Source organism: Paraburkholderia sp. IW21, from assembly GCF_041321145.1.
In the GTDB taxonomy this organism is placed as follows: domain Bacteria; phylum Pseudomonadota; class Gammaproteobacteria; order Burkholderiales; family Burkholderiaceae; genus Paraburkholderia.
In genome coordinates, this window is record NZ_JBGGWA010000026.1 from 1 (window position 1) to 9,280 (window position 9,280).

5 protein-coding genes are annotated in these 9,280 nt (G+C 63.9%); 3 read left to right on the top strand and 2 right to left on the bottom strand.

What is annotated here, in order from left to right:
- Window positions 1–265 precede the first annotated feature (265 nt).
- Together ACAX43_RS32755 and ACAX43_RS32760 are read left to right on the top strand one after the other, a co-directional pair.
- The gene (locus tag ACAX43_RS32755) at window positions 266–2,617 is read left to right on the top strand and encodes a UvrD-helicase domain-containing protein (protein WP_370712460.1); all 2,352 of its coding nucleotides are present in this window, start codon (window positions 266–268) and stop codon (window positions 2,615–2,617) included.
- The gene (locus ACAX43_RS32760; RefSeq protein WP_370712461.1) at window positions 2,614–3,480 is read left to right on the top strand and encodes a 5'-methylthioadenosine/adenosylhomocysteine nucleosidase; all 867 of its coding nucleotides are present in this window, start codon (window positions 2,614–2,616) and stop codon (window positions 3,478–3,480) included. Before ACAX43_RS32755 ends, ACAX43_RS32760 begins: the two co-directional genes overlap by 4 nt.
- Window positions 3,481–3,499: 19 nt before the next feature.
- Here ACAX43_RS32760 and ACAX43_RS32765 read toward each other — a convergent pair whose 3' ends face one another.
- Together ACAX43_RS32765 and ACAX43_RS32770 are read right to left on the bottom strand one after the other, a co-directional pair.
- The gene (locus ACAX43_RS32765) at window positions 3,500–5,404 is read right to left on the bottom strand and encodes a propionate--CoA ligase (protein ID WP_370712462.1); all 1,905 of its coding nucleotides are present in this window, start codon (window positions 5,402–5,404) and stop codon (window positions 3,500–3,502) included.
- A gap of 258 nt (window positions 5,405–5,662) precedes the next feature.
- Window positions 5,663–6,931: an MFS transporter gene (locus ACAX43_RS32770; protein ID WP_370712463.1), complete on the bottom strand. Its 1,269-nt coding sequence runs from the start codon at window positions 6,929–6,931 to the stop codon at window positions 5,663–5,665.
- 489 nt (window positions 6,932–7,420) lie between these two features.
- Between ACAX43_RS32770 and ACAX43_RS32775 the strand changes: the two genes are divergently transcribed.
- Window positions 7,421–9,100, top strand: coding sequence for a methyl-accepting chemotaxis protein (locus ACAX43_RS32775; RefSeq protein WP_370712464.1), 1,680 nt, complete (start codon window positions 7,421–7,423; stop codon window positions 9,098–9,100).
- Window positions 9,101–9,280: the final 180 nt, after the last annotated feature.

Sequence of the window (9,280 nt, forward strand, 5' to 3'; positions counted from 1 at the left end):
GGGCCACTGGCCCCTCCAAGCCGGGGGAGCCGCTTAGCATTAGCGGTTTGAGCCGCTTTCTTTTGCCTACTTTTCTTTGCGGCGGCAAAGAAAAGTAGGTGCCCCCCCGCACAGGGGGAACGCCAATAGACCGCAAACAAAACAAGGAAAGCCGCGAAAGCCAGAACCACAGTCAGACAAGCGCCGCGCAGGCAAAAAACCCCCAAAAAAACCCCAACCCCGCAGGGGCATATAATGTCGAACGCACCTGCCGTCCTCCCAAAAAATGCCCGATCTGCTAGCCAATCTAAACCCCGAACAACACGCCGCCGTCACGCTCCCCAACGAGCCAGCGCTCATCCTTGCCGGCGCGGGCAGCGGCAAAACCCGCGTCCTCATCACGCGGATCGCGTGGCTCATCCAGCACGGGCTGGCCTCGCCCCCCACCATCCTGGCGGTGACCTTCACCAATAAAGCCGCCCGCGAAATGATGTCGCGTCTTTCGGCACTCTTGCCGATCGACACCCGAGGCATGTGGATCGGCACCTTCCACGGCCTGTGCAACCGCATGCTGCGCGCGCATCATCGCGACGCAGGCCTGCCCGCCACTTTCCAGATCCTCGACACCGCGGACCAGCTCTCCGCGATCAAGCGTCTGATGAAGGGCCTCAACATCGACGATGAAAAGTACCCGGCGAAAAATCTCCAGTACTTCATCAACAATTCCAAAGAACAAGGCCTGCGCCCGAAAGACGTCGACGCCACGGATAACTTCAACCGCAAATTCGTCGAGCTCTACGAAGCCTACGACCAGCAGTGCCAGCGCGAAGGCGTCGTCGATTTTCCGGAACTGCTGCTGCGCTGCTTCGAATTGCTCGCGCACAATCCGCCGCTGCGCGCTCACTATCAGGCGCGCTTCAGGCACATCCTCGTCGACGAGTTTCAGGACACCAACAAGCTGCAATACGCGTGGCTGAAGATGCTGGCCGGACAGACCAACTCGATCTTCGCCGTCGGCGACGACGATCAGTCCATCTATGCATTCCGCGGCGCGAACGTCGGCAACATGCGCGACTTCGAGCACGAGTTCAGTGTTCGCCACATGATCAAGCTCGAGCAGAACTATCGCTCGCACGGCCATATTCTCGACGCGGCCAATCAGCTGATCGCCAACAACTCGCGGCGTCTGGGCAAGAATCTGCGCACCGATGCGGGTCACGGCGAACCGGTGCGCGTGTACGAGTCCGCCACCGATACGCAGGAAGCCGGCTGGATCGTCGAGGAAATCAAGGCGCTCATCAGCACCGGCACGTCGCGCAGCGAAATCGCGATCCTGTACCGCAGCAATGCGCAGTCGCGCACGATCGAACACACGCTGGTCAATGCGGGCATCGCGTATCGGGTGTACGGCGGCTTACGCTTTTTCGAGCGTCAGGAAGTCAAGCACGCGCTCGCCTATCTGCGCCTGATCGACAATCCGAACGACGATACCGCGTTCGCCCGCGTCGTCAATTTCCCGACACGCGGCATCGGCGCGCGTTCGATCGAGCAACTCGCGGATGCGGCGCGGCTGTACAACTGTTCGATGGCCGCGGCGATTCCGTATGTCGCGGGTAAGGCGGGGTCGAGCCTCGCGAGCTTTGCGAATCTGATCGGCAGGATGCGCGCGGAAACGCAGCAGATGAGCCTGCCGGAAACGGTCGAATACGTGGTCCGTACGAGCGGTCTCACGGAGTTTTACCAGAACGAACGCGAAGGCCAGGACCGGCTGGAGAACTTGCAGGAGCTGGTCAACGCGGCGGCGGCTTTCGTCAGCGAAGAAGGCTACGGCATGGATACGCCGGCGCGTTCGATTCCGCTGCGCCCGGGTGCCACCACCGCCCCCGAACTGGCGGTCGCGACCGACGATCCGAACACGGTCGTGCTCGACGCACCCGGCATCGCCGACCCGGCGCAAAACCCGGACACCATGACGCCGCTCGCGGGTTTCCTGTCGCACGCCTCGCTGGAAGCGGGCGACAACCAGGCGCAAGCCGGCCAGGAAGCCGTGCAGTTGATGACGGTGCATGCGGCCAAGGGCCTCGAGTTCACGGCGGTGTTCATCACCGGTCTCGAAGAAGGGCTGTTCCCGCATGAAAACAGCGCGATGGAAACGGACGGCCTGGAAGAAGAGCGCCGTCTGATGTACGTGGCGATCACGCGGGCGAAGGAGCGGCTGTATCTGTCGTTCGCGCAGAGCCGGATGCTGCACGGCCAGACGCGCTACAACATCCGTTCGCGCTTCTTCGACGAACTGCCGCAGGAAACGCTCAAGTGGCTCACGCCGAAGGTCGAGGCGGGGGCGCGCTGGGGCGGCCGCTCGGATAATGCGGGCTACGGGCGCGACTGGTTTGCGCGGCCCGGTTATACGGGCGCCTCGTCGTCCACGCCGGCGCCGTTGCCGGCCTTCGCGAACGAACAGCGCGCGGCGGAAACGGGTTTTCGCGTCGGCCAGCAGGTGTTTCACACCAAGTTCGGGGAAGGCACGATCACCGCGCTCGAAGGCGGCGGCACGGATGCCAAGGCACAAGTCAAATTCAAACGGCACGGCGAGAAGTGGCTGGCGCTAGCGGTGGCTAAATTGCAGGCGGTTGAATGAGCGCGGCCGGCGTAGGAGCAGCCGGCTCAGGCGCGGCTGATGCGGGTACGGCCGGGTCGCACGCGGCCGGTATCGATCCGAGGCGAAGCGGTGTGCCTGTCTCGCATCGTCCGCTCGGCATTCTGGCGGCCCTGCCGCAGGAACTCGGCGACCTGATCGAAGCGATGCGCGCCGAATCCGGTGTACGCACCATCACGCACGGTCAGCGTGACTATCACCTCGGTATCGTCCACGGCACACCGTGTGTCGTGACGCTGGCGCGCGTCGGCAAGGTCGCGGCGGCGGCCACCGTCAGCGCGTTGATCCATGCGTTCGATGTCGAGGCGGTCGTGTTTACGGGGGTCGCGGGTGGCGTGGGGCCGGAGGTGCGGGTCGGTGATATCGTCGTCGCCAGCGCGCTGATGCAACACGATCTCGACGCGTCGCCGCTGTTTCCGAGGTTCGAAGTGCCTTTGCTCGGCGTGTCGCGTTTTGCTGCCGATGCGGCGCTGGCGAATCAGCTTGCCGCGGCATGTGAGCGCTTTGTCGCCGAGGAGGGCGCGGCTGCGGCGGCGCGCTTCGGCACGCGGGAGCCGCGCGTGCATCGCGGCTTGATCATCAGCGGCGATCAGTTCGTCGCCAGCGCGGTGGCCGTCGGGGCGCTGCGTGATGCGCTGCCGGATGCGCTGGCCGTCGAGATGGAAGGCGCGGCGATCGCCCAGGTGTGTCACGAATACGGCGTGCCATGCGCCGTCGTGCGGACCATTTCGGATACCGCGGACGATCACGCGCCGGCGTCGTTCGTGTCGTTTCTGACGGAAATCGCCGGGACGTATTCGAATGCGATCCTGACGCGGTTTTTAGCGGCGCGCCGCGCGGCTTGAATTGGGTCGGATCGCGGCGCTATCCCTTCGCGGAATCCGCGAGCGCCTCGCGCACCTGCTGCAACGCCGCCGGATCTTCGATTGTCGGCAAATCGCCCGGCTCGCGTCCTTCAGCCAACGCCGCGATCGCGCGGCGCAGCAGCTTGCCGGAGCGCGTCTTCGGCAGCATCGACACCGCAACCACCCGCGCCGGCCGGGCAATCGCGCCGAGCTGGCGGTCGACCGTCGCGGTGAGTTCAGCCTCCAGCTTCGCGCGCGCCTTGTCGTCCGCATAGGCTTGCGCGTCGCGCAGCACGACGAACGCCATGGCCACCTGACCCTTCAGCGCGTCCGTTACGCCGACCACCGCCACTTCCGCGACCGCCGCGTGGCCCGATAACGCTTCCTCGATTTCGCGCGTGCCGAGCCGATGGCCGGCGACGTTGATCACGTCGTCAGTGCGGCCGAGGATCGTCACGTAGCCGTCTTCGTCCTGAATGCCCCAGTCGAAGGTCGAGTAGACCTGCTGGTTCGGAATGCTCGACCAGTACGTGCTGACAAAACGCTTGTCGTCGCCCCATACCGTCGACATGCAGCCCGGCGGCAGTGGATAGCCCAGCGTGAGGACACCTTTTTCGCCGGGCGGGCAGCGCTCGCCGGTCAGTTCGTTGCGCAAGGTCAGATCGAAGCCGGCCGACGGCACGCCCGGCGAGCCGAGCCGGGTCGGCAGCGCTTCGACGCCGCGCGGAATCACCAGCATCGGCCAGCCGGTTTCGGTCTGCCAGTAGTTGTCGATCACCGGCTTGCCGAGCGCGTCGGCGATCCATGCCGCGGTCGGTTCGTCGAGCGGCTCGCCGGCCAGGAACAGCGTGCGCAAGCTCGACAGATCGGCGCTCTTCAGCAGCGCCGGGTCCTGCTTTTTCAGCACGCGCAACGCGGTCGGCGCGGTGAACATCAGATTGATCTTGTGCTGCTCGACGAGGCGCCACCAGATGCCGCCGTCCGGGCGAATCGGCGTGCCTTCGTACATCACGGTGGTAAGGCCCGCGATCAGCGGCGCATAGACGATGTAGCTGTGGCCGACCACCCAGCCCACGTCCGAGGCGGTGAACATCGTGTCGCCGGGCTTGCCCTGAAAGATGTGTTCCATCGATGCCGCCAGCGCCACCGCATACCCACCGACGTCGCGCTGCACGCCCTTCGGTTTGCCGGTCGTGCCCGATGTGTAAAGCACATACGAAGGCTCGTTCGATTCGAGCCATTCGCACGGCACGTGTGCGTCGAAGAACTGTGCGCGCAGCGGTTCGTAGCTGACCAGATAGCTTGCGTTCAGGCGCTCGGGCGCGAGTTGCCGGTCGATCAGAAGAACATGCGGCGCCTTGTGGGTCGCGCGCGCGAGCGCTTCGTCCACCAGCGGCGTGTAGTCGATCACTTTGCCGCCGCGCGCGCCGGCGTCGGCGGTCACGATCAGCACGGGTTTCGCATCGTCGATGCGGGCCGCCAGATTGGGCGCCGCGAAGCCGCCGAACACGACCGAGTGAATCGCGCCGAGCCGCGCGCAGGCAAGCATCGCGAAGACCGCTTCGGGAATCATCGGCAGATAGAGCAGCACGACGTCGCCGCGTTTGACGCCCAACGAGCGCATCACCGCGGCCATCCGGTTGATTTCCGCGTACAGCTCGGCGTAGGTGTAGCGCCGCTCGATGCCGGTTTCCGTCGACACGTACACCAGCGCGTTCTGCTGCGCGCGCTCGACCAGATGCCGGTCCACCGCGTTATGGCACAGGTTCGTGCGGCCGCCGACAAACCAGCGGGCGAACGGCGGATTCGAGCGGTCGAGCACGGTATCGAACGGCGTCTCCCAATGAATCCGCTGCGCCTGTTCGCGCCAGAATTCCTCGGGCTGCTCGATCGAATGACGGTGGAAGTCGCGGTAGCGGGTCATCTGCGGCGATCCTTCTGCTGCGTGAGTGAACGGATGTCGAGTCGTACGGCCGGTCGGCACGGCGCGAGAGCCGGGGGTGCGTTATCCGCACAAGCATAGAGCACGCACGGCTGTGCGGACAACGCGGGTTCACCATAAGCGGCCGCTTGCGGATCCGGCCGGCGAGCCGAGCGACGGCCGGCAGTCATGCGATTCGGCCGCGCAAAGAAAAAGGCGCCGCAGCGCCTTTTCTCCTGAATGCAACTTCCGACAAACCCGTCAAGCTTTCGCGCGCTTGCCCTCGACATTCGGCAGAAACACCGTCAGCACGCCGATGAGGGGCAGGAACGAGCAGACCTTGTACACATAGGTGATGCTGGTGGCATCCGCCAACTGCCCGAGCACGGCAGCGCCGATCCCGCCCAGGCCGAACGCGAAACCGAAGAAGAGCCCCGCCACCATCCCCACCTTGCCGGGAATCAGTTCCTGCGCATAGACGAGGATCGCCGAGAACGCCGAGGCCAGCACCACGCCGATGATCACCGTCAGCACGCCGGTCCAGAACAGGTTGGCGTACGGCAGCAGCAGCGTGAACGGCGCGACGCCCAGGATCGACACCCAGATCACATACTTGCGGCCAATCTTGTCGCCGACCGGACCGCCGATCACCGTGCCCGCCGCCACCGCGGCGAGAAACACGAACAGATGAACCTGCGCGGCCTGTATCGGCAGATGGAACTTGTCGATCAGATAGAACGTGAAGTAGCTGTTGATGCTGGCGAGGTAGAAGTACTTCGAGAACACCAGCAGGATCAGCACGCCCATCGCGAACATGACCTGGTTGCGCGACAGCGTCGCGTGACCGGCCTGGCTGCGCGCCTTCTTCACCGCCGGATGCGCCTTATACCAGCGGCCGATCTGCGTGAGCACGACGATCGCGACGAGCGCCGCCACCGAGAGCCACGCGATGCTGCGCTGACCATGCGGAATCACGATCAACGCGGCAAGCAGCGGTCCGAGCGACGAACCCGCGTTGCCGCCCACCTGAAACAGCGACTGCGCGAGACCGTGACGGCCGCCCGACGCCATCCGCGCCACCCGCGACGATTCCGGATGAAACACCGACGAGCCGCAGCCGACCAGCGCGGCCGCTACCAGCAGCACGCCGAAACTCGGCGCGACGGACATCAGCAGCAGGCCGGCGAGCGTGAAGCCCATGCCGACGGGCAGCGAATACGGCTTCGGATGTTTGTCGGTGTAAGTCCCGACGAGCGGCTGCAGCAACGACGCAGTGATCTGGTAGGTCAGCGTAATCAGGCCGATCTGCCCGAACGACAGCGAAAAGTTGTCTTTCAGCATCGGGTAGATCGCCAGAATCAACGACTGGATCATGTCGTTGAGCAGATGCGAGAAGCTGATCGCACCCAGCACGGAGTAGACCGTGCGCTGCACCTTCGCGACCGGTTGCGCGGCGCCGGCCGGATCGGCAGAACCCGTGGTTCCGGCGGAGGCGCCAGCGAGGGCGCTTTTATCGAGGCTTGTTTCCATACGCTAGATGAGAGAAAAAAAAGGGCGGGTAGTGAGTTAAAGCTGTCGGCGCGTCGTCGTTTTTCCTGTTCGCTTGCCGACTTGAGTGCCGCGGCATGTCGACGTGGCACCCGGCGTGGTCAGCTAATCATCGAAGTTTAATGTGGCTCCCACGAATTGTAAGGACAAGTTTTGTCGCGAATCGGACACTTCTGGCGTTGTCCAGCTGTCGTGCATTGGGTGCGCCGCGATGCTGCTTGCGGCGCGTGTGCCGCCATTTGCCACTCGCAGTTGGCAAGTCGTCCGATAAAAGCGGTTGGCGGATTTTTGGCCATGTATAAAACGGTCGCGGGCGCGAAGCTTACAAAGCGAAGCGTCGAGGACCGGGCACGACGGTCGGCATCACGCGAGCGGCGTTAAAGATCGCAGACGTTTATGCCGTAGACCCGGAGATATGCAGCAGTGCCGGAACCGACCTGTCCGGCAGTTCGAAACGTGGGGACGAGAAATATGAAAGCAGTTTCGCCAGGCGGCCAGACGGGCGCGGGGTTCGTATCGGAAGGGGACGCGGCAGGCAAGCCGTCGCTATCGCGTGGACAGGGCAGCCGCTCGCGTGCCGTGCGGCTCAAGGGCTTGTCAGTGAAGGCGATGTTGCGCCTGGCGTTTGCCGTGCTGCTGATCGGCACGCTCGCGATCGGCGTGTTTTCGCTGACCCAGATCGGTCGCCTGAACGCCTCCGCGCAATCGATCTTCGACCAGGGGCACGTTGCCAGCCAGGCGGCCGAAGAGGCGCGGGGCTACATGCTGCGCGCGAGCCGCGCGCAAAAGATGCTGCTGACCGCGACCACGGCCAAGGAGCGCGACGAGCTTGGCGCCGACATCGACAAGGGTTTGGGCGGCCTCGCCGCGCAACTGGGCACGCTGCAGCAATACGTCGACGCATCCGACGCTACGGCCGTCGGTCAGCAGAAGAAATTTGCGGCTGCCGTCGCGGCGTGGAGCGGCCATCTGCGCGACTTCGTGAAGCTTGTGAAAGCGCAGCCGCTCGATCTGTCGCAGATGAACTGGCAAGTCGGCATGCAGGACGTGTCGCTGCTGGTGGAAACCGGCAAGCTCGAAAAACTCGTCGACGAACTCGTCGCGCAGCGCGGCACGGCTGCGAAGGCGACCATCGCGGCATCGGGATTTATTTACCGGTCGTCGTTCGTGATGATCGCGGTGATGACGATCGGGCTGATCGCGTTGGCGTTCGGTATCAGCGAGTGGGTGGTGCGGCGGCTCGCCGGCCAGCTTGGCGGCGAGCCGGCGTACGCGAAGGAAATTGCCAGCCGGATCGCGGCGGGTGATCTGTCGAATCAGATCGCGTTGGGGCGCAAGGACAAGTCGAGCGTGCTATACGCGCTGCACGACATGCAAAGCGGCCTCGCGACGACCGTGTCCGACATCGCTTCCAGTGCGGATGCGATTGCGACCGCATCGGGCGAGATTTCGATGGGCAATCTGGACCTGTCGCAGCGCACCGAGCAACAGGCGATGGCGCTTGAGCGGACCGCGAGCAGCATGGAGCAGTTGACCTCGACGGTTCGGCAGAACGCCGACAACGCGAAGCAGGCGAGCACGCTGGCCCATAACGCCTCGGAGATTGCTGAAAAGGGCGGCGACGTAGTGAGCCGCGTGGTTGCGACGATGAACGAGATCAACGATAGCGCGCGGAGTATCGGCGACATCATCGGCGTGATCGAGGGGATTGCGTTCCAGACCAACATTCTGGCTTTGAACGCCGCGGTGGAGGCTGCGCGGGCGGGTGAGGAAGGGCGTGGTTTTTCTGTCGTCGCGGCTGAAGTGCGGAATCTGGCTCAGCGGAGCGCGGCTGCGGCTAAGGAGATCAAGGGGTTGATCAGTACATCTGTCGAGCGGGTGAGTAATGGGTCGACGTTGGCCCAGGACGCCGGGCAGACGATGGATGAAGTCGTGAAGGCCGTGAAGCGGGTCACCGATATCATGGGTGAGATTTCGGCTGCTTCGTCCGAGCAGAGTGCTGGGATTGAAGAGATTAACCTTGCGGTTACACAGATGGATTCGGGGACCCAGCAGAATGCTGCACTGGTTGAGCAGGCTACCGCGGCTGCTCGGTCGTTGGATGATCAGGCTCGGGGGTTGAAGGCGATGGTTGGGAAGTTTAGGTTGTAAGGTTTTTTTTGCCTGCTCGGCGCTTGTCTTACTGTGGTTCTGGCTTTCGCGGCTTTCCTTGTTTTGTTAGTGGTCTATTGGCGTTGCCCCTGTGCGGGGCGGCACTTACTTCTCTTTGCCGGCTGCAAAGAGAAGTAAGCAAGAGAAAGCAGCTCAAACCGCTAATGCTAAGCGGCTCCC

Excerpts from the sequence above, each read along its gene's own strand:
- ACAX43_RS32755 (WP_370712460.1), top strand. The coding sequence starts at position 266 with ATGCCCGATCTGCTAGCCAATCTAAACCCCGAACAACACGCCGCCGTC.
- ACAX43_RS32760 (WP_370712461.1), top strand. The coding sequence starts at position 2,614 with ATGAGCGCGGCCGGCGTAGGAGCAGCCGGCTCAGGCGCGGCTGATGCG.
- ACAX43_RS32765 (WP_370712462.1), bottom strand. The coding sequence starts at position 5,404 with ATGACCCGCTACCGCGACTTCCACCGTCATTCGATCGAGCAGCCCGAG.
- ACAX43_RS32770 (WP_370712463.1), bottom strand. The coding sequence starts at position 6,931 with ATGGAAACAAGCCTCGATAAAAGCGCCCTCGCTGGCGCCTCCGCCGGA.
- ACAX43_RS32775 (WP_370712464.1), top strand. The coding sequence starts at position 7,421 with ATGAAAGCAGTTTCGCCAGGCGGCCAGACGGGCGCGGGGTTCGTATCG.